This is a genomic window from Vibrio sp. 1CM2L (genome assembly GCF_023161695.1).
Taxonomy (GTDB): Bacteria; Pseudomonadota; Gammaproteobacteria; order Enterobacterales; family Vibrionaceae; genus Vibrio; species Vibrio coralliirubri.
Genome location: NZ_JALNTT010000002.1, coordinates 519775 through 538929 on the forward strand (window position 1 = coordinate 519775; position 19155 = coordinate 538929).

Consider the following 19155-nt stretch of genomic DNA (forward strand, 5'->3'; position numbering starts at 1 on the left):
CATATTTCGTTAAGAAAAATATGCTGCGTGAATATTAGCAAACGTTTTCTATAAGGTCACTCAAAACAAACCGTACAGCAGCATTAATTATAGGATCTGACGCATTCGCTCTTGAGTCACTTCAACCAAAAGGTCTGGCTGGAACTTAGAAATAAAGCGGTTACACCCTACTTTCTCAACCATGGCTTCATTAAAACTTCCACTTAATGAAGTATTTAGCGTTATGAATAGGTCATGCATTCTTGGGTCAGTACGTACTTCGTGTGTCAGCTTATAGCCATCCATTTCAGGCATTTCAGCATCGGTGATCATCAACAATATTTCTTGATTGATGTCTTTGCCTTCATCACACCAGCCCTTAAGTAAGGTCAGTGCTTCTAAGCCATCACAACACTCAATAATGTTCAAACCAAGCTGTGACAAGGTGCCTTTGATCTGGTTACGCGCTGTTGAAGAGTCATCAACGATAAGCACGTTACGTCCAATCATCTCCTGAGCTAATTGTTCATCCAAGACGCCTTCAGAGATCGAGACATCGTAATCAATGATCTCAGCCAACACTTTCTCAACATCGATGATCTCGACGATCTTGTGCTGCTCTTCTTCGTGAATATGCGTGATAGCGGTTAGGTAATTTGCACGGCCTGTTGTCTTTGGCGGCGGCTGGATTTCTGTCCATGTCGTGTTCACGATATTACGAACTTGCCCAACCAAGAAACCTTGTACGGTTCGGTTGTATTCCGTAATGATCAGGTTGCTCTCTTGAGATTCCGCACGAGATGGCGGAAAACCAATGGCACTACGCAAATCAATAACAGGCACCGATTCACCACGTAAAGACGCAACACCCGTAATATGATGATGAGAGCCCGGTAAGCGAGTGAGAACTGGCACTTTGAGGACTTCTTTCACTTTAAATACGTTAATCGCAAATAGTTGACGACTATTTAAGCTGAATAACAAGAGTTCCAGACGGTTTTCACCGACCAGTTTGGTTCTCTGATCAACCGAATTTAAAACGCCAGACATACAACACCTTAGTGACAAATAATAACTGTGGCTACAATAGCCTACTTCAATAGGTTAAAGCAAAGCGCCAATGCACAGAATGCTTAAACTAAGTACAACAAATGATGTTATACAAAGCTTAAGTACATGGAAAGGTTCAGGGTAAGGCTACAAGACGAGAAAAAGGGGTTAACCTTCAATAACTTTCATTAACAGTTGGCCATCATATAAGGCCTGCTTGATGAGCGCAGCACCTGGCATGGTTGCCTGCTTATAAAAACGAGATTCCACCAGCTCTAAGTCTTTATGGTAAACCGATAGACTCTGCTCTTCGATACACTTTTGAATCGCCGGGTATAACACGCTCTTCGCCTGATTGATAACACCACCCACCAAGATTTTCTCTGGGTTAAATAGGTTAATCACAATCGCAATCGCAGAGCCTAGATAACGACCTAACTGTTCAATCACTTCAACAGCCAGCGGGTCCCCATCAGCAGCGGCAGCACAGATCTGTTCAATAGTGACATCTTCAAACACAGTGAGCGTTGATTCTTCACCATTTGCCAATCGCTCTTTAACTTGCTCACGGATTGCCTGAGAACTCGCCACCGTTTCTAAACAGCCTCGATTTCCACAGTGGCAAAGCTTGCCTTCTTTATCGATCTGGATATGCCCCAACTCACCGATGTTACCGTGACGCCCTTGCAGAACGCGACCATCAAGAATGATCCCGGCACCTAAACCGTGGTGAATCGAGATAAGAACAGAGTTGTCGTTGTCTTGTGAGTTACCAAACAGTTTCTCTGCTAATGCCCACGCTCGGGTATCATTGGCAATAAAAACTGGCAAACCGGTTTCTTTGTAGATCTCAGGCCCCAACGCTAAGTTTTCAACGTTGTAGTGCGGCATCTGCAACACAATACCTTGCTCTGAATTCACCAAACCAGGCAGTGTGATAGCGATACTCGTCACCCTGTCGAGTTGCTCGGCATAGGTTTGGAAGAACTCATCGATTTCATGGAGAAGACGCGCAAGCACATCATCTTGATCACGTTCATGGATATCAATCTTGGTATCGATAAGCACATCGCCGCCCAATTCATGGAGCGCGATCGTCAAGTATCCACGACCAAGACGCATCGACAGAAACTGCCAACCTTCGTTATTGGTTTGCAGACCGACAGCAGGACGCCCACGAGTCGTGGCTTCTTGAACCGTTGTTTCGTGAATCAGGTGAGCTTCAATGAGTTCACGGGTAATTTTAGTAATACTCGCCGGAGCCAACTCACTTTGCTTGGACAGATCGATACGAGAAATAGGACCTTTAAGGTCAATTAGTTTATATACACGACCAGCATTGACCTGTTTGATATGATCAATATGGCCCGGTTGAGCCATGTACATTTTACGCTCCAGAAATCATCAACGAGGTAATTTTTTTACTTTGCGAAGTAATTGTGAAGTCACTTGGTATATCGCCGTGACCAGTATCACGTATATACATGAATCTTTGTGTATCGAGTCAAATAGTTCGAGGAAAATTAACACCCACATCGATAATTTTCGACTTAATTTTCAGAATAAAACATCGCATTTGAGCCCTGAATTCAATAATTAAAGGCAAATCAAGAAATATCCTCCTAGCTCCCAATAAATTATCAATTAATGCATATACTTAATTAAGGCGCGTTGACCTTTCGTGGTTAGATTTTGTTCGAGATAAAAGCGTTTTAATCGCGGCGAGGGAGAAGTAGCCTAGTCATTCTAAGCAAATCTCCCTCAACAAAGAGTAAAACGCTTTTAGCCGAACCCTTCGGGCAGCGTTTGCTGGTCATTTCTACTACGTTATCGGCTTCTCATGTAGGCTAGCTACACATCAAAGCCTCTGCCTTGTATAAATACCCAGCAACTCGCTGCAAAAATCAGCTCGAAAGAGCAACACGCCCTAGTCTTTCAAAAGATTACTTGGCCTCACTCTAGGAGTATTCATGACAGCCGAATTAAGAAAAACGAAAATCGTCACAACGCTAGGCCCCTCTACTGATAAAGGTAACGTGCTTGAAGAGATCATCAAAGCCGGTGCCAATATCGTTCGTATGAACTTCTCTCACGGCACCAGCGACGACCATATACAACGCGCAGAAAAAGTCAGAGCAATAGCAAAAAGACACGGCACTCAAATCGCCATTCTCGGAGACTTACAAGGTCCCAAGATTCGTGTGTCGACATTCAAAGATGGCAAAATTCAACTTGCCGTAGGTGACCTATTTACTCTCGACAGCAGCCTAGGTTTAGGTGAAGGCAATCAAGAAGCCGTTGGCCTTGATTACAAAGAACTGCCTAACGACGTATCCGCCGGCGATATCCTGTTGCTTGATGATGGTCGTGTTCAACTCAAAGTAACCAAAGTGGAAGGCTGTCGCGTTCATACCGAAGTCATCATTGGCGGCCCACTCTCAAATAACAAAGGCATCAACAAAAAAGGTGGTGGCCTTTCCGCAGAAGCGCTAACAGAAAAAGACAAGCGCGACATCGTCACCGCCGCACAAATCAAAGTGGATTACCTAGCGGTGTCTTTCCCTCGTAATGGTGAAGACATGCACTATGCTCGTCAGCTTGCACGAGAAGCAGGCTTAGAAGCTCACCTCGTCGCAAAAGTGGAGCGAGCAGAGACAGTAGCTACTGTTGAGAACATGGATGACATCATAATGGCCTCAGATGTGGTCATGGTGGCTCGTGGTGACCTCGGAGTGGAAATTGGCGACCCTGAGTTAGTCGGAGTACAAAAACAGCTCATACGCCGTGCCAGAGCGCTTAACAGAACAGTCATCACTGCAACTCAGATGATGGAATCAATGATTTCTGCGCCAATGCCAACCCGTGCCGAAGTTATGGATGTTGCCAACGCCGTACTCGATGGCACCGATGCTGTGATGCTGTCTGGTGAAACTGCAGCTGGTGACTACCCAGTCGAAACCGTAAAATCGATGGCAGAAGTTTGTATTGGTGCTGAGAAGATGGCAGGCATTAATAACCAATCCAATTACCGTATTGATCGCACCTTTGTTACTGCCGAAGAAACCGTTTCGATGGCGACCATCTACTCTGCGAACCATATGGAAGGCATTAAAGGCGTTGTCACTCTCACAGAATCAGGCCGCACTGCACTGATGATGTCTCGCCTAAGTGCTGACATGCCTATCTACGCGCTGTCTCGTAACGAAGGAACGCTTAATCGCTGTACCTTGTACCGAGGTGTGACACCTATCTACTTCGAGACAGAAGCCGAAGACAGCTTTGACATTGCACTATCTACACTCACTTGCTTGAAAGAGAAAGGACACCTTAAGTTTGGCGACCTAGTGATCGTCACTCAAGGCGACATTATGGATGTGGCGGGGTCGACCAACTGTATGAGAATCTTGCCTGTCACCTAATATTTGACCTTAAGGCGAAACGATTTGCCTTACCTCAAAAACCAAAAGGGTTATCGAACCAAGTTCAATAACCCTTTTTCATTTCAGAACACGACTCACTACAACCTGCTTAAGCAGCATAACGAGACACAGCATGCTAACTCATCAACTTCGAGATTTATTTACCAGCAGCAATGGTGGCTAACTGTGGCATATGAGAATTGCGAGCATTCTCCGTTGAGGTATAGGTTTCTACAAATCGGTAACCGGCTTCTAAGCCCATTTCGTAATCGTGCAACAGGTCTTCTTTGTCGCTCATTAATGAACTCGATTTTAGCGGCTGACTTGGCGCTATCTGAACCACAAACGCGTCGTCTGGTGGCGAATTCAAAAAATCCTGAGTCAATGAGTAGGTCTGATAATGCACCATCAGCATGTCAGCCAAGCCTGAATCAAACTTATCTCCGATTAAATGACTTAAGCGATAAATATCATCTGCACCAAATAGCCAGCGACCACCGTTCAGCAGGTCTAAATGCCCACGGTCACGCTTCTGCTCTTTTGAGCGCATAATTTGTTGTTGGAAGAAAGAGGTCCAGTCGGTTTTCCACTGCTCCACTTTCTGTTGCCAATGACCTTGAACATTGTCGAAAGATTCGCGAAACCACTCCAGTTCTTCGGCAGAGATTGGTTTAGGCGCTTTGACTGAAGGTCCCTTAACTGGTGCTTCAACCAATTGGGTATTACCTTCCTCAACCACTGGCTCAGTACGAATCACTACAATAGAACGGGCTTGTCTTCGCCACGCTTCCTGAACTGGGATACACGCCGATACACCACCGTCCACATAAGCACTGTCACCAATAAAGACTTCATCATTGTACAAACGAGGAATGGCGCAGGTCGCAATCATCACCTTGTACCAATCTTCACCCAATAATGGGAAGTAGTGGTCTCGTAAGTCTTTGGAATCCGTTACAGCCGCATAGAAGTGGCGATCGCCTAGCGTTTGCCGCCCTAAATCCAGATCGAGCTTATATGGGTAAGCCATAATTTGTTCTAGCGCCCATTCTAATCCTAGGTTCTTTCTGTGTCGTATATAGGAAAAGAGATTGAAGAACTCTGGTGAGGTTGTGAGGTCGAGAACAAAAGAACGGCCAAGGCCTTTATCACGGCACAGATAAGCGCATAAGTTGAGAGCACCTGCTGAGGTACCAAAAAATTCGTCGAAGGGATCAAAATTTGAGAGAAGAAAGGCATCCAGCACTCCAGAAGTAAAAATACTTCTCTGTCCGCCACCTTGAGCGACCAGTGCTGTTTTTCCAGCAATAAACTTAGCGTAATAATCCAAGTCTATTGCTGTATCAATATTGGTTATAATCCCACTATTCATTATTCCCTGAGTATCAAAACTCAGCCTCGCAATAGATGGTATTAACTACCAATCGCAATAAAGCCAAATGAAAGAATGATCATGTAGATAAACACGGTAATTTGTAGGGCATTTTTCAGATTATGGTCCATAGACACCTCTGGCTTATTATTAATTTGTCGAGTCTCTATTTAAGTACTATCAGGTGTGTGAAGTATCTTCAAGAATCGTCGAAATTAGTCGCACAATATTGATGTAACCATCACAATTAGTAAGTGTATGGATAAGGATATACTCATGAATAACAAAGCAAATATGATGGCACTGATTACGCTTCTCTCCGTTTCAAGCGCGTATGCTTCGCCGGAGATCATCATTACACCTATGGTAGGTTATACCGGCGGTGGCAGTGTCGAAGACCAGGACGGTAAAACCTATGACATGAAAGGCTCTGAAAACTACACCTTTGCCATTGAAACGCCACTTGAAAAAGGACGTATCGGCTTCTTCTATTCCAATCAGAGCTCGGAATTAGAAACGCTTAACCTAAGCTCCTCCATCCAATACCTGCACCTTCAAAGCAGCATCTACTACCCTGCTTCGCCTGTGTTGTCGGGTTATCTAGGGCTAGGCCTTGGTGCTTCTTACGTCGATGTAGACTGGGCAAAAGATAAGTATGGATTCTCAACTTCTATCTTTGGCGGCTTAGAGTACAAATTTAGCGACCGATTAGCGTTGAACACACAAGTACGTTGGTTAGGCACGGTTGTCGACAACGATACCTCCGGTGTTTGTAATATCCCAAATAACGGGCAAGAGTGCATCATTCGCTTTGATACCGACTGGATGAACCAATTCCAAGCTAATGTCGGACTGAGTTTTACTTTCTAAGCGGCTCAATGAAGCAAAAATATAAGATCGGCCCAAACGAAAAAACCAGCTAAATGCTGGTTTTTTCATTATTAAAACAGTTTTAGTTCAGATTAGAACTTATAGGTAACACCTAAAGCGCCGCCTATTTGCAACTCAACACCTTTATACATATCGAGTTCAGGGTGAACTTGTGCGTAAGCATTCCAACCTTCGTAGAAATTCACTTTCACGCCTAACGGCAAGCGTAAGCCAAAGTCGTCATTCCATTCAGCCCAAGCACCAGCACCGACGTACCAGCTCAACGGAGCTTCAGTCTCGAACTGACCACGCTTCAAGATGTAATCAAAGGCAGCGCCGTCATTGCCAATCGTAGCACGGTATTTCTGATCAAATTCCACAACGACACTCAGGTCTTGGTCAATGGCGAGTCCCACTTCCAAAGCTGGAGCTTCAGAAGCTTGAGCAAACGAGGCTCCGCTGCAGCACATAAGGCCGATCAAGTAACGATGTTTCATAATATTCTCAGACTGTATTTAAAAAACGGAAGTCTACTGGAATCTCAGCAAAAGGTGTCATCGCTGGGTAAAAGATAAAAGACACGAAAAATTTGGGAACGACCATCAAATAATCGAGTTGAATGGTAACTCTCTGAGTTAGAGAGGATTAGACGCGAAAAGATCTTTCATAGAGCTGAAAACAAAAAAGGAGGCCTTTCGGCCTCCTTTCAATTTATTGAATCAGTGAATTAACCGTTGTTACGGATCCACTCATCCATGTCTGTCTTAAGGTTGTCAGACTTAGTACCGAAGATAGCTTGTACGCCACCAGCAACTACAACAACACCTGCAGCGCCTAGTTTCTTCAGTTTGTCTTGGTCAACAACTGCTGTATCAGCAACTGCAACACGTAGACGAGTAATACAAGCGTCAAGACCAGTGATGTTCGCTTTGCCACCGAATGCAGCAACTAGCTCACCAGCAAGTTCAGAACCAGTCGCAACTGACTCTTCTTCAGTCTCGTCTTCACGGCCTGGAGTTTTAAGGTCTAGAGCTTTAATCACAGTGCGGAATACGATGTAGTAAATTGCAGCGTAAGCAATACCACATACAACCATTAGGCCCATCTTAGACGCGTTGCCAGATAGAACTAGGAAGTCGATTAGACCGTGTGAGAAAGATGTACCGTGTACAAAACCTAGAGTGTTCGCAAGAACGTATGCAGAACCAGCTAGTAGAGCGTGGATTGCGTACAGTACTGGAGCAACGAATAGGAAAGAGAATTCGATTGGTTCAGTGATACCCGTTAGGAATGAAGTCAACGCAGCAGAAGCCATGATGCCCATTACTTTAGCGCGGTTTTCAGGCTTAGCTGAGTGTGCAATCGCGATTGCAGCAGCAGGTAGACCGAACATCTTGAACATGTAACCACCAGCTAGCTGACCGAAGCCATTGCCCGCTGCACGAGATGCGTCATCAGCAACTAGGTAACAAGTAAGAACACCGTTTTGAGTTTCGCCAGCAGCGTTTACACAAGTACCAGCTTCAAAGAAGAAAGGTACGTTCCAAACGTGGTGAAGACCAAATGGAATTAGAGAACGCTCAACGATACCGTAGATACCAAACGCCACTTGTGGGTTTTGGTGAGCAGCCCAATCAGAGAACGCAGAGATAGCGCCGCCAACTGGTGGCCATACTACAGATAGTAGGATTGCTAGACCAATCGCAGAGAAACCTGTGATGATTGGCACTGCACGCTTACCAGCGAAGAAGCCAAGGTACTCTGGTAGTTGAATACGGAAGAAACGGTTGAATGCCCAAGCAGCAACACCACCGACTAGGATACCACCTAGTACACCAGTATCGATTTTATCAACGCCCATTACACCAGCCATTACGCCAAGTGTAGCAGTCATGATGCCGTAACCAACGATAGCAGCTAGACCCGCTACACCATCGTTGTTAGTAAAGCCAAGTGCAACACCTACTGCGAACAGTAGTGCCATTTGACCGAATACTGAACCACCAGCTTGTTCCATTAAGTTTGAAACGATTTCTGGAATGAAAGGAAGATCTGCTGCACCGACACCTAGCAAAATACCCGCAACTGGTAAAACTGATACTGGAAGCATCAGAGACTTACCAACTTTCTGCAGGCTAGCAAAAAGGTTCTTAAACATGTTTATGCTCCTGATAAAGATAAAATAATTATATTGGGTTCTAACGGCACACCCCCGTAGCCTATATGTTAGCACCCTGCGAAAATGTAACCATGTATTGCATTATATTTTCTGCCGCTAAATATATATTGATGGGGAACTAACTTTCTAGTCACTTACGAAATTTAGTTTCAAAACACGTCTTGGATCACATGTCAAATCTAGAAATGCAATGCTTTACAAGCATTTAATTAATTGAAATATATAAGTATTTTTAAGTGGCTCTATTATTTTACTGGGTAAATAAAATAGGAGCGAATGTTATTTTTAGTAACAAAATTACAAATGTTATAATTAGCGCTCTCAAGTTCAACATAATTCGTAAACATTAAAAAAAAACGTATTTTTGGTGATCAAAAACACAAAAAGGGAGCTTTCGCTCCCTTTTATTTGTTTACTTAGATTTTTATCGCAAAAAAAGTTTTTGGTAATTTTTGGTCGTTTGTTCGGCAACCTCTTTCATCGACACACCTTTTAATTGCGCAATGTAGGCCGCCACTTCGACGACATATGCAGGTTGATTCTGCTTTCCACGATATGGGATGGGTGCCAAGTATGGAGAATCTGTCTCGATCAGCAACCTGTCTAGCGGTAGGTTCTTAACAACTTCTTTAAGTTCTGTAGCCTGCTTAAAGGTCACAATACCTGAAATTGAGATATAGAAACCTAGTTCCATTGCTGCTTCAGCGAACGCTTGATCTTCGGTAAAGCAGTGAATCACACCACCACACTTCTCAGCTCCGCCATCACGTAAAATAGCTAATGTGTCTTCACGTGCGTTACGAGTGTGAATGATCAAAGGTTTATTCAGTTCAACGGCCAACTCAACATGCTGCTTAAATCGTAGCTGTTGCAGCTCTGCCGTCTCTGGTTGGTAGTGATAGTCTAAGCCAGTCTCACCAATCGCCACAACCTTATGGTTGCTCGCGTATTCTCGCATTGTCTCTAGGCTGAAATCACTTTCAACATCGAGAGGGTGAACGCCACAAGAGGCTTTAACGTTATCAAACGGCGAGATCATCTCGAGCATATTTTCAAACGAATCGAGTGTCACACCGACAGAAAGCAATTGGTCTACGTTAGCAGCCTTCGCCTTGTTAACCACATCTTCTACGCTGGTGTGTAAATCTTGGTAATCCAGTTTGTCTAAATGACAGTGGGAATCTACGAACATGTTTCCTCGCAAGTGGCTATCAGCCAATTCATTATGAGTAGCTCCGTATTGAGCCCAGGGTGTTGCTTTAACTGCTCAATCAATATCAGCAGTTTATTCGATGCTGCATAAGCACTTTGATAAGACATCACCTCACACAGTGCTTTCGCACTAGGAGTGAAAGCCTGATTCGCCAAACCAAAATGCAGCTTCTGTACATCTGACAATAGATGCCAAAGCCAACCAAGTTGAATTAAAGGGTCTTTGCTAAGCTCTGTAGAGAACTTTAGCATGTCAGGTTGAGTGCCTTTTATCACATTCACAAAGCCATCGAGCGCTTTTGTTGAAGCTTCAACGCCACCTTGCTCAAACATCGCTTTTGCTTTTAAAGGCGCGTTGTCATTGAGTGCTAAAATATACTGCGGTACCGCTTTACCCACTTCTCCATCTAACCACGCCGAACCTGTCTCCAACTGCGGGCTAACCACATTGAATTGCTGACAACGGCTAATAATAGTCGGCATTAAGCGATTGCTGTTACGTGTAGACAGAATGAAGATGCACTTGCTTGATGGCTCTTCCAGAGTTTTCAATAGTGCGTTGGAAGCCGATTCGTTCATTGCTTCAGCAGGGGTAAGCAAAATAACGCGCAAACCACCTAACTGAGAAGACTCTTGAGCCCAGCGGTTACTGGCACGCACTTGATCAACCGTGATCGACTTACCTTCTTTCTCTGGTGAGATCACATGAAAATCAGGGTGACTGCCCGACTTCATTAACTCACAGCTGTGGCAAAATCCGCACGACTCGCTTTCATAGTTCGTGCACATCAATGCGTCGGTAAGTTGGCTAATCAACGCATCAACGCCGAGCCCTTCCGGTGCATTAACAATCACAGAGTTAGGAAAACGCTCCGCATCGAGACTTTTTTTCCACTCACTCCATACAGGTGTGAGCCAAGAATACACTTCAGCCATGACTACCTACTGTTTGTCGAGCCAAGCAGTTAGCGCGACTTTAATATCAGCGGCTACTTGCTCAATTTCTTGCTGCGCGTTAATCACAAGTACAGAATCATCTTGTTCTGCAATTTCTAGATAGCGCTCACGCGTGCGGTCGAAAAATGAGATGTCCATCTTTTCAATTCTATCGAGCTCACCACGGCCTCTAGCACGCTCTAGCCCTACTCTAGGGTCTAGGTCCAAATATAGCGTTAGATCGGGTTTAAAGCCGCCTAGCGTGGTTGATTTCAGTGATTCCATAGTCGTGCGCGCGATCTGGCGACCACCACCTTGGTATGCCTGTGAAGACATATCATGACGATCACCCAATACCCATTGACCATTGTCGAGTGCGGGCTTGATAACGTTCTCGACTAATTGAACACGTGCTGCGTACATCAGCAGCAATTCAGTCATGTCTTGAAGCTTCTCGCCTTCGTGCTCTTCTTTAACCAATGAGCGCATCTTTTCAGCTAAGACAGTACCACCCGGCTCACGAGTATTAACAATATCCTCAACACCCGATGCTTTTAATGTCTCAACAATGGCATTGATTGCTGTGCTTTTGCCAGCGCCTTCAAGGCCTTCAACCACGATAAATTTCGACTGATTCATAATTATTTCTTTATCTGTTTTTTCTTAATTGCTTTAAGTAAGCTCGCACTGCACGGTTATGCTCAGTCAAACTCTTTGAAAATACGTGACCACCTGTTCCACTCGCAACAAAATACAAGTAGTTGCTCTTCTCTGGATTCAACGCCGCGTTGATAGACGCTTTGCCTGCCATGGCGATAGGTGTCGGTGGCAAGCCACTCATTGTATAGGTGTTGTATGGCGTTGGCGTGCGTAAGTCTTTCTTACGGATGTTGCCATCGTAGCTGTCACCCATGCCATAGATAACCGTTGGATCAGTTTGCAAACGCATGCGCTTGTTCAGACGGTTAACGAACACAGAAGAAACACGCTCACGTTCTGACGCAACAGCGGTCTCTTTCTCAATGATAGACGCAAGAATTAACGCTTCGTATGGCGATTTAAGAGGAAGTTTATCCGCTCGATTTTCCCACTCTTCATTCACCACGCTCATTAGGTCTCGATGCGCGCGTTTCAGTAAATCTAAATCAGTGGTGCCGTAGGTGTAGTGATACGTTTCTGCTAAAAAGAGACCTTCTAGCTTTTCGTTTTCAATACCCAACTTTTCAGCGATCTCTTTTTCAGAAACGCCATCCAACGTTTGTTGAATAAATTCGTTGTCTTTCAGCTGAACAAGCCATTCATCAAAACGACTACCTTCAACAAAGGTAATGGTGAACTGGTGTTCTTTCCCTTCGACAAGCACCTGTAGCGCCTGCTCTAAGGTTAAACCCGGTTCAAGCAGGAAAGTACCGGCTTTTACGTCTACAAGCTCAGGATGTAACTTACGGATTAATTTCTCGTAAGGAGAAGCCTCAAACAGCCCCTCGTTAATCAACTGGGCTAGAACGCGGTTAAAGCTGCTACCTGAAGCAACAGTCACGACTTGTGGTTTTTCTAATTGAATAACTTGTTTCAGGTTATCTTGCGCTTGGTTGTAAACATAAAAACCAGCAGCACCGGCTGCGATTAAGCACAAGATAATAAAAATAAATAACTTTTTGATCACGAGTTTAGTTGTCCTTGAAGGCTACGAGTAACGGTTCCAATGTTAAATTGGGTATCACTAATACGGGTAACTGGGGCAACCCCTAAGATGGAGTTGGTCATGAAAACCTCATCAGCTTGCATGAGTTGAGATAAGCAGTAGTCACTAATTGTAACGGAAAGTTCAGCTTGATTCAGCGCGGTTAACACTTGCTTACGCATAACCCCCGCGACACCACTTTGAGTGAGTTGAGGTGTGTATATCGCCTGACCTTTTCGCCAAAACAGATTGGCCATGGTGGTTTCAATCACATTGCCCGATATATCAAGAACCACACCATCCACTTCATTAGCCTGATCCATTTCATCTTTCATCAAAATCTGCTCAAGACGATTATTGTGCTTATGGCCAGCCAGTAGCGGGCTCAAACCTAGCGCTTGATGACAGATACCGAGTTCAACACCGGAGTCTTGCCACGCTGAATAATGACTTGGGTAATCAAAGGTACTGATGGTGATTGTCGGCTTGGCGATATTCTTGGTACTGTAGCCTCGACCACCAGCGCCACGACTAACGTGCAGCTTGATCCCTGCTTTTTGATTATGAGGCTTGTTGGCGTTATCGAGCTTGCCTGAACCATCAAGGCTCTTTGTGCCGTGAAGATCGTTATCTTGGATGTGTTGAAGTGCAGTATCGAGCCAAAGACTAACAACATCCCAATCAAGAGCAGAAATGCGCAGCGCTTTAAGGCATTCGTCGACACGGTGCTGATGATCGTGAAAATGTTGTATCTCACCATCACTCACGAGCATCGTCGTAAAACAGCCGTCTCCGTACTGAAATGAGCGATCCAATATATCGACAGTTTGCTGGCTTTCTCCATCAACCCAAAACATGTTTTTCCCCATAAAAAGAAACGGCTCAATGCTAAAGCATCAAGCCGTTTAAAAACAAGTCTAATTGTGACTATCTACGAGTGTTTATGTCTTTAATAAGATGATTAAATCTTTTTGAAGATCAAACAGCCGTTTGTACCACCGAAACCGAATGAGTTACATGCAGCATATTCCATGTTGCTAACTTCACGCGCAGTGTGAGGTACTAAGTCAATATCTAAGCCTTCTTCAGGATCATCTAGGTTGATTGTTGGTGGAACAATTTGGTCAACCAGAGACATAGCCGTGATGATAGCTTCAGCAGAACCTGCAGCACCTAGAAGGTGACCAGTCATTGATTTCGTGGAAGAAACCAATACTTGCTTGCTGCCTGCTTCGCCAAGAGCACGCTTAATGCCCTTAACTTCCGCAACGTCACCCGCAGGAGTCGACGTACCATGTGCGTTAACATAACCGATTTGTTCACCAGTAATGCCAGCATCACGCATAGCCGCTTCCATCGCTAGTGCGCCACCTGAGCCATCTTCACTTGGAGATGTCATATGGTAAGCGTCACCCGACATACCGAAGCCAACTAGCTCACAGTAAATCTTAGCGCCACGAGCTTTCGCATGTTCGTACTCTTCAAGAACCATCATGCCGGCACCGTCACCAAGAACGAAACCATCACGGCCTTTGTCCCATGGACGAGAAGCTTTTTGAGGCTCATCGTTACGAGTAGACAGTGCTTTAGCCGCACCAAAACCGCCCATACCTAGTGGTGTAGATGCTTTTTCAGCACCACCCGCTAGCATTGCGTCAGCATCGCCGTATGCAATCATACGAGCCGCGTGACCAATGTTATGTAGGCCAGTCGTACATGCAGTAGAAATCGCGATGTTTGGACCGCGTAGGCCACGCATGATAGACATGTGACCAGCAATCATATTCACGATCGTCGACGGTACGAAGAACGGGCTGATCTTACGAGGGCCTTTTTCAGTTAGAGCTTGGTGACCGGCTTCGATCAAACCAAGACCACCAATACCAGAACCGATAGCAACACCCACACGTGGAGCGTTTTCTTCAGTAATAGTTAGGGCTGAATCATCTAAAGCTTGAATACCTGCTGCGACGCCGTACTGGATGAACAAGTCCATCTTACGAGCATCTTTTTTAGTCATATACTCTTCGCAGTTAAAGTCTTTAACTAGACCTGCAAAACGAGTTGAGAAATTGGTTGCATCAAAGTGCTCGATATTAACGATACCACTTTGACCAGCTAGCAGGGCTTTCCAAGAAGATTCTACAGTGTTGCCTACCGGTGACAACATACCCATGCCAGTGACAACTACACGACGCTTGGACACGATTTTACACTCCGGGGATTGAGGTGATTTAAGATGAGGATAGATGAGTTAGATAAAACACAGGCGGTCGAGGTGACCGCCTGGGAGAGATTATTACTGAGCGCTAGTTACGTAATCGATAGCTGCTTGAACAGTAGTAATTTTCTCAGCTTCTTCATCTGGGATTTCAGTGTCGAATTCTTCTTCTAGAGCCATTACTAGCTCAACTGTGTCTAGAGAATCTGCACCTAGGTCATCAACGAAAGAAGCTTCGTTTTTAACTTCAGCTTCGTCTACACCTAGCTGTTCAACAATGATTTTCTTTACGCGTTCTTCGAGGTTGCTCATTTTTTCTTTTCCTTTACAGAGTTCGCTTTATGCGATGTTTTCCGTAGTTTATTCAATCTATTGAAAGTTGCAAGGTCAACTTTTCTGGTCAAACCACAATTTTCACGATTTTAACCGAAATTACGTATGATCTTGACTTAAATCATGCACAAATGTTGCACATAATTTACACCATGTACATACCGCCATTGACGTGAAGTGTTTCACCTGTGATATAAGCTGCCGCAGGTGACGCCAAAAATACCACAGCTTCAGCGATTTCGCGAGGGTCACCTAGTCGACCTGCTGGTACATTCGCCAAAGTTGCTGCACGTTGGTCATCATTTAGCGCTTTAGTCATGTCAGTTTCGATGAAACCAGGAGCTACAGTGTTCACTGTAACGCCACGAGACGCAACTTCACGAGCCATTGATTTAGTAAAACCAATTACGCCTGCTTTTGCAGCTGCGTAGTTAGCTTGACCAGCGTTACCCATAGTACCTACTACAGAACCAACGTTTACGATACGGCCTTGACGCTTCTTCATCATGCCACGCAATACAGCTTTAGACATGCGGAAGATAGGCGTTAGGTTAGTATCGATGATGTCATTCCATTCGTCGTCTTTCATACGCATCAGTAGGTTATCACGAGTGATACCTGCGTTGTTAACTAGAATGTCAATCGCACCGAATTCATCGTTGATGGTTTTCAGTGTAGCAGCAATTGAGTCAGTATCCGTTACATTAAGAGCAAGACCTTTACCGTTCTCACCAAGGTACTCGCTGATTGCAGCTGCGCCGCCTTCAGATGTCGCAGTACCGATAACTTTAGCACCACGCTCAACTAAAAGTTCAGCGATTGCACGACCGATGCCACGGCTTGCGCCTGTAACTAGTGCAACTTTGCCTTCTAAATTCATCATAACTTCTCTATTAAGTGGTTATTTACTTAGCAGCTTCTAGTGATGCAGTATCATTAACTGCAGCAGCTGTCATAGTTTTTACGATTCGTTTTGTTAGACCAGTAAGAACTTTACCAGGGCCTAATTCAAGTAGCTTCTCAACGCCTTGCTCATTCATCGCTTGTACACCTTCAGTCCAACGAACTGGGCTATATAGCTGACGAACAAGTGCGTCTTTAATTTTTGCAGGATCTGTTTCAGCAATAACATCAACGTTATTGATAACAGGCAATGCTGGCGTGTTGAACTCTAGAGCTTCTAGAGCCACCGCTAGCTTGTCTGCTGCTGGCTTCATCAGTGCACAGTGAGACGGCACAGAAACAGGTAACGGAAGTGCACGCTTAGCGCCCGCTTCTTTACACAGTGCACCAGCACGCTCTACTGCCGCTTTGTTACCCGCGATAACAACTTGGCCAGGAGAGTTAAAGTTAACTGGAGACACAACTTCGTCTTGCGCAGCTTCTTCACACGCTTTAGCGATCGCTTCATCATCTAGACCGATGATTGCGTACATTGCGCCAACGCCAGCAGGAACTGCTTCTTGCATCAATTGACCACGCAATTCAACCAGCTTGATCGCTTCTTTAAAGTCGATAACGCCAGCACATACAAGTGCAGAGTACTCGCCTAGGCTGTGACCTGCTAGATTTACAGGTTGCTCTAGGCCAAGCTCTTGCCATACACGCCAAATTGCAACAGACGCTGTTAGTAGAGCCGGTTGAGTGCGAAAAGTTTCATTTAGATTTTCTACTGGACCATCTTGAACCAATGCCCATAGATCGTAACCAAGAGCTTCTGAAGCTTCAGCAAATGTCTGTTTTACAACATCATACTGTTCGCCTAGGTCAGCAAGCATACCGATAGCTTGAGAGCCTTGGCCTGGGAATACGATAGCAAACTTGCTCATTGTAATTTTCCTTTAAGCAAAGCAAAAAATTGAATAAGGCACATAAGTTATGTGCCTTGTTTGTTGATTATCGCTTGGGGTTAGAATTTAACTAACGCAGAACCCCAAGTGAAGCCGCCGCCAAATGCTTCAAGTAGAAGCGTTTGACCACGTTTAATTCGCCCGTCGCGAACAGCCTCATCTAGGGCCGTTGGTACGGTAGCTGCTGACGTGTTGCCGTGCTTATCAAGAGTAATCACTACTTGATCAAGCGACATCGTCAACTTTTTAGCGGTAGCCGAGATAATACGGTAGTTCGCTTGGTGTGGAACTAACCAATCAAGCTCTGACTTATCCATATTGTTCGCCGCTAAAGTGTCTTTAACTAGCTTAGAAAGCTGAGTTACCGCCACTTTAAATACTTCGTTGCCCGCCATGTGCAGCCATTTGTCTGCATCACCGCCACGCTCTGGTACTTCTAAGCTTAGAAGCTCACCGTATTTACCGTCAGAGTAAATATGAGTAGACAAAATACCTGGCTCTTCGCTTGCGCCTACAACCACCGCGCCTGCTGCATCACCAAATAGGATAATAGTAGAGCGGTCAGTCGGATCACAGGTTTTTGACAGTGCATCAGCACCAATTACCAAAACGTTCTTACACATGCCAGTCTTGATATGTTGATCAGCAACAGACAGTGCGTAGACAAAACCAGAACACGCCGCAGCCAAATCAAACGCAGGGCAGCCTTTGATACCAAGCTTGCCTTGTACCTGACATGCCGAAGACGGGAATGTGTGGCTACTGCTGGTTGTCGCAACGATGATTAAATCAATATCTTCTTTGTCGATACCTGCCATTTCAATGGCATTTTCAGCAGCGTAAAACGCCATATCAGCAACGGTTTCGTTTTCCGCTGAAATACGACGCTCTTTAATACCAGTTCTAGCAACGATCCACTCATCGCTAGTCTCTACCATTTTCTCTAAGTCTGCGTTAGTACGCACCTGAGATGGCAAGTAGCTGCCAGTACCTAAAATTTTGCTATACATGAAGACTAATAATGCCTCTCGAGTAAAACCGCTTCCAAACGATCGCTAATGCGGCTGGGGACTTGTCGTTTGACCTCGTGTACTGCTTCACCAATCGCGTTGACGACTGCAGACACATCAGCACTTCCATGACTTTTAATGACAATGCCGCGCAATCCTAACAAACTTGCGCCGTTATACTGGTCGGGGTTCAAGGTTTTTAATTCAGTAAATAGCTCAGAAAACAGCATTCTGGCTATCCAACCCTTTATTGTTGAAGCCATCATGCGCGTTTTTAGCTTATCAATAAAGAGCTGAGCCGTACCTTCGCACGTTTTTAAGCAGACATTGCCCACAAAACCATCACATACGACGACATCAGCAGCATCTTGAAGTAATTGATTACCTTCAATATAGCCTATGAAGTTCACAGACTGAGTATTAGACAACATTTCAGCGCATCGTTTTACAAGGTCATTGCCTTTAATTTCTTCTGCACCGATATTCAAGATAGCGACACGTGGTGCGCGACCTAAATGTTGTTCTGCTAATGCGCTGCCCATGACAGCAAACTGAAACAGTGAATCTGCGTCGCTAGAAACGTTCGCCCCTAAATCAAGCATCCATGTACGATTTCCGGATGCAGTAGGCAAAGCTGAAACCAATGCAGGCCTATCAATACCGGGAAGAAGCTTGAGTCTGAAACGGGATAAAGCCATCAGTGCGCCAGTGTTACCACCACTCACACAAGCATCAGCCTGTGATTCGGCAACCAGATCGATAGCGGCACGCATAGAGCTACCCTGACTATTACGTAAGGCTAGTGAAGGTTTTTCAGAATTGGAAATGACTCGATCACAATGCTGGATACTCAAACGAGAATCAGGCATTCGACCTAATGAAGATAATTGAGATGTGATCGCGTTTCGATCACCTATTAGAATGACTTTTAGCTCTGGGAAATACGACAGTGCCTGCACGGCGGCAGGCACTGTTACACGAGGACCGAAGTCCCCGCCCATTGCATCAAGCGCAACGGTTAGATTTTGCAAAGGTCAACC

At 44.9% G+C, this 19155-nt stretch carries 19 protein-coding genes; 2 read left to right on the forward strand and 17 right to left on the reverse strand.

The features are described 5' to 3' along the window. Window positions 1-87: 87 nt before the first annotated feature. On the reverse strand, window positions 88-1029 hold the full coding sequence (locus MSG34_RS07425; protein WP_248336890.1) for a chemotaxis protein CheV: 942 nt from the start codon (window positions 1027-1029) through the stop codon (window positions 88-90). Window positions 1030-1197: 168 nt separating this feature from the next. Continuing rightward, window positions 1198-2415 carry an ROK family protein gene (locus MSG34_RS07430; RefSeq protein WP_048607464.1) on the reverse strand — a complete coding sequence of 406 codons (1218 nt, stop codon included), beginning with the start codon at window positions 2413-2415 and terminating at the stop codon, window positions 1198-1200. Window positions 2416-2999: 584 nt separating this feature from the next. On the opposite strand from MSG34_RS07430, the gene pyk reads away from it, so the two are divergent. Then, complete coding sequence (gene pyk / locus MSG34_RS07435) at window positions 3000-4448, forward strand: pyruvate kinase (protein ID WP_017062141.1); 1449 nt, start codon at window positions 3000-3002, stop codon at window positions 4446-4448. Between the two features lie 157 nt (window positions 4449-4605). On the opposite strand, the gene MSG34_RS07440 is transcribed toward pyk, so the two are convergent. Continuing rightward, complete coding sequence (locus MSG34_RS07440) at window positions 4606-5820, reverse strand: DUF6363 domain-containing protein (RefSeq protein WP_050652947.1); 1215 nt, start codon at window positions 5818-5820, stop codon at window positions 4606-4608. A gap of 41 nt (window positions 5821-5861) precedes the next feature. Continuing rightward, window positions 5862-5951 (reverse strand): YnhF family membrane protein, encoded by a 90-nt coding sequence (locus MSG34_RS07445; protein ID WP_100214626.1) that lies wholly within the window; start codon window positions 5949-5951, stop codon window positions 5862-5864. A gap of 145 nt (window positions 5952-6096) precedes the next feature. Here MSG34_RS07445 and MSG34_RS07450 point away from each other — a divergent pair, with 145 nt between their 5' ends. Next, window positions 6097-6690, forward strand: a complete 594-nt coding sequence (locus MSG34_RS07450; RefSeq protein WP_017067207.1) for an outer membrane beta-barrel protein — start codon at window positions 6097-6099, stop codon at window positions 6688-6690. A 92-nt stretch (window positions 6691-6782) separates the two neighbouring features. Here the strand turns inward: MSG34_RS07450 and MSG34_RS07455 are convergent, their stop codons facing one another. The 13 genes from MSG34_RS07455 to plsX form a co-directional block, all read right to left on the reverse strand. Further along, window positions 6783-7187 (reverse strand): hypothetical protein, encoded by a 405-nt coding sequence (locus tag MSG34_RS07455; RefSeq protein WP_048610592.1) that lies wholly within the window; start codon window positions 7185-7187, stop codon window positions 6783-6785. A 230-nt stretch (window positions 7188-7417) separates the two neighbouring features. After that, window positions 7418-8848, reverse strand: coding sequence for a PTS glucose transporter subunit IIBC (ptsG, locus tag MSG34_RS07460; protein WP_048610590.1), 1431 nt, complete (start codon window positions 8846-8848; stop codon window positions 7418-7420). A 445-nt stretch (window positions 8849-9293) separates the two neighbouring features. After that, complete coding sequence (locus tag MSG34_RS07465; RefSeq protein WP_086774979.1) at window positions 9294-10061, reverse strand: YchF/TatD family DNA exonuclease; 768 nt, start codon at window positions 10059-10061, stop codon at window positions 9294-9296. Next, window positions 10052-11017: a DNA polymerase III subunit delta' gene (locus MSG34_RS07470; RefSeq protein WP_248336891.1), complete on the reverse strand. Its 966-nt coding sequence runs from the start codon at window positions 11015-11017 to the stop codon at window positions 10052-10054. Before MSG34_RS07470 ends, MSG34_RS07465 begins: the two co-directional genes overlap by 10 nt. Window positions 11018-11023: 6 nt before the next feature. Further along, window positions 11024-11656 (reverse strand): dTMP kinase, encoded by a 633-nt coding sequence (gene tmk / locus MSG34_RS07475; protein ID WP_019821240.1) that lies wholly within the window; start codon window positions 11654-11656, stop codon window positions 11024-11026. Window positions 11657-11666: 10 nt separating this feature from the next. Then, entirely contained in the window at window positions 11667-12683 is a 1017-nt protein-coding gene (gene mltG, locus MSG34_RS07480) for an endolytic transglycosylase MltG (protein ID WP_017062149.1), read from the reverse strand. Further along, window positions 12680-13558: an aminodeoxychorismate lyase gene (gene pabC, locus MSG34_RS07485; RefSeq protein ID WP_248336893.1), complete on the reverse strand. Its 879-nt coding sequence runs from the start codon at window positions 13556-13558 to the stop codon at window positions 12680-12682. The genes mltG and pabC overlap by 4 nt, the downstream gene beginning before the upstream one ends. Window positions 13559-13662: 104 nt before the next feature. Continuing rightward, on the reverse strand, window positions 13663-14907 hold the full coding sequence (gene fabF, locus MSG34_RS07490; RefSeq protein WP_019821243.1) for a beta-ketoacyl-ACP synthase II: 1245 nt from the start codon (window positions 14905-14907) through the stop codon (window positions 13663-13665). Window positions 14908-15000: 93 nt separating this feature from the next. After that, entirely contained in the window at window positions 15001-15234 is a 234-nt protein-coding gene (gene acpP, locus MSG34_RS07495; RefSeq protein ID WP_004737381.1) for an acyl carrier protein, read from the reverse strand. Window positions 15235-15400: 166 nt separating this feature from the next. Then, a complete protein-coding gene (gene fabG / locus MSG34_RS07500; RefSeq protein ID WP_029235138.1) occupies window positions 15401-16135 on the reverse strand; it encodes a 3-oxoacyl-ACP reductase FabG in 735 nt (244 codons plus the stop codon). Between the two features lie 25 nt (window positions 16136-16160). Next, window positions 16161-17084, reverse strand: coding sequence for an ACP S-malonyltransferase (fabD, locus tag MSG34_RS07505; protein WP_017630537.1), 924 nt, complete (start codon window positions 17082-17084; stop codon window positions 16161-16163). Between the two features lie 80 nt (window positions 17085-17164). Further along, complete coding sequence (locus MSG34_RS07510) at window positions 17165-18115, reverse strand: beta-ketoacyl-ACP synthase III (RefSeq protein ID WP_010437276.1); 951 nt, start codon at window positions 18113-18115, stop codon at window positions 17165-17167. Between the two features lie 5 nt (window positions 18116-18120). Next, on the reverse strand, window positions 18121-19146 hold the full coding sequence (plsX, locus tag MSG34_RS07515) for a phosphate acyltransferase PlsX (RefSeq protein WP_017062152.1): 1026 nt from the start codon (window positions 19144-19146) through the stop codon (window positions 18121-18123). Window positions 19147-19155: the final 9 nt, after the last annotated feature.

Coding starts and splice junctions, on each gene's coding strand:
- pabC (WP_248336893.1), bottom strand. CDS start 13,558: ATGTTTTGGGTTGATGGAGAAAGCCAGCAAACTGTCGATATATTGGAT.
- fabD (WP_017630537.1), bottom strand. CDS start 17,084: ATGAGCAAGTTTGCTATCGTATTCCCAGGCCAAGGCTCTCAAGCTATC.
- MSG34_RS07470 (WP_248336891.1), bottom strand. CDS start 11,017: ATGGCTGAAGTGTATTCTTGGCTCACACCTGTATGGAGTGAGTGGAAA.
- MSG34_RS07430 (WP_048607464.1), bottom strand. CDS start 2,415: ATGTACATGGCTCAACCGGGCCATATTGATCATATCAAACAGGTCAAT.
- MSG34_RS07445 (WP_100214626.1), bottom strand. CDS start 5,951: ATGGACCATAATCTGAAAAATGCCCTACAAATTACCGTGTTTATCTAC.
- MSG34_RS07450 (WP_017067207.1), top strand. CDS start 6,097: ATGAATAACAAAGCAAATATGATGGCACTGATTACGCTTCTCTCCGTT.
- MSG34_RS07465 (WP_086774979.1), bottom strand. CDS start 10,061: ATGTTCGTAGATTCCCACTGTCATTTAGACAAACTGGATTACCAAGAT.
- MSG34_RS07510 (WP_010437276.1), bottom strand. CDS start 18,115: ATGTATAGCAAAATTTTAGGTACTGGCAGCTACTTGCCATCTCAGGTG.
- tmk (WP_019821240.1), bottom strand. CDS start 11,656: ATGAATCAGTCGAAATTTATCGTGGTTGAAGGCCTTGAAGGCGCTGGC.
- acpP (WP_004737381.1), bottom strand. CDS start 15,234: ATGAGCAACCTCGAAGAACGCGTAAAGAAAATCATTGTTGAACAGCTA.
- pyk (WP_017062141.1), top strand. CDS start 3,000: ATGACAGCCGAATTAAGAAAAACGAAAATCGTCACAACGCTAGGCCCC.
- ptsG (WP_048610590.1), bottom strand. CDS start 8,848: ATGTTTAAGAACCTTTTTGCTAGCCTGCAGAAAGTTGGTAAGTCTCTG.
- fabG (WP_029235138.1), bottom strand. CDS start 16,135: ATGAATTTAGAAGGCAAAGTTGCACTAGTTACAGGCGCAAGCCGTGGC.
- MSG34_RS07455 (WP_048610592.1), bottom strand. CDS start 7,187: ATGAAACATCGTTACTTGATCGGCCTTATGTGCTGCAGCGGAGCCTCG.
- MSG34_RS07425 (WP_248336890.1), bottom strand. CDS start 1,029: ATGTCTGGCGTTTTAAATTCGGTTGATCAGAGAACCAAACTGGTCGGT.
- MSG34_RS07440 (WP_050652947.1), bottom strand. CDS start 5,820: ATGAATAGTGGGATTATAACCAATATTGATACAGCAATAGACTTGGAT.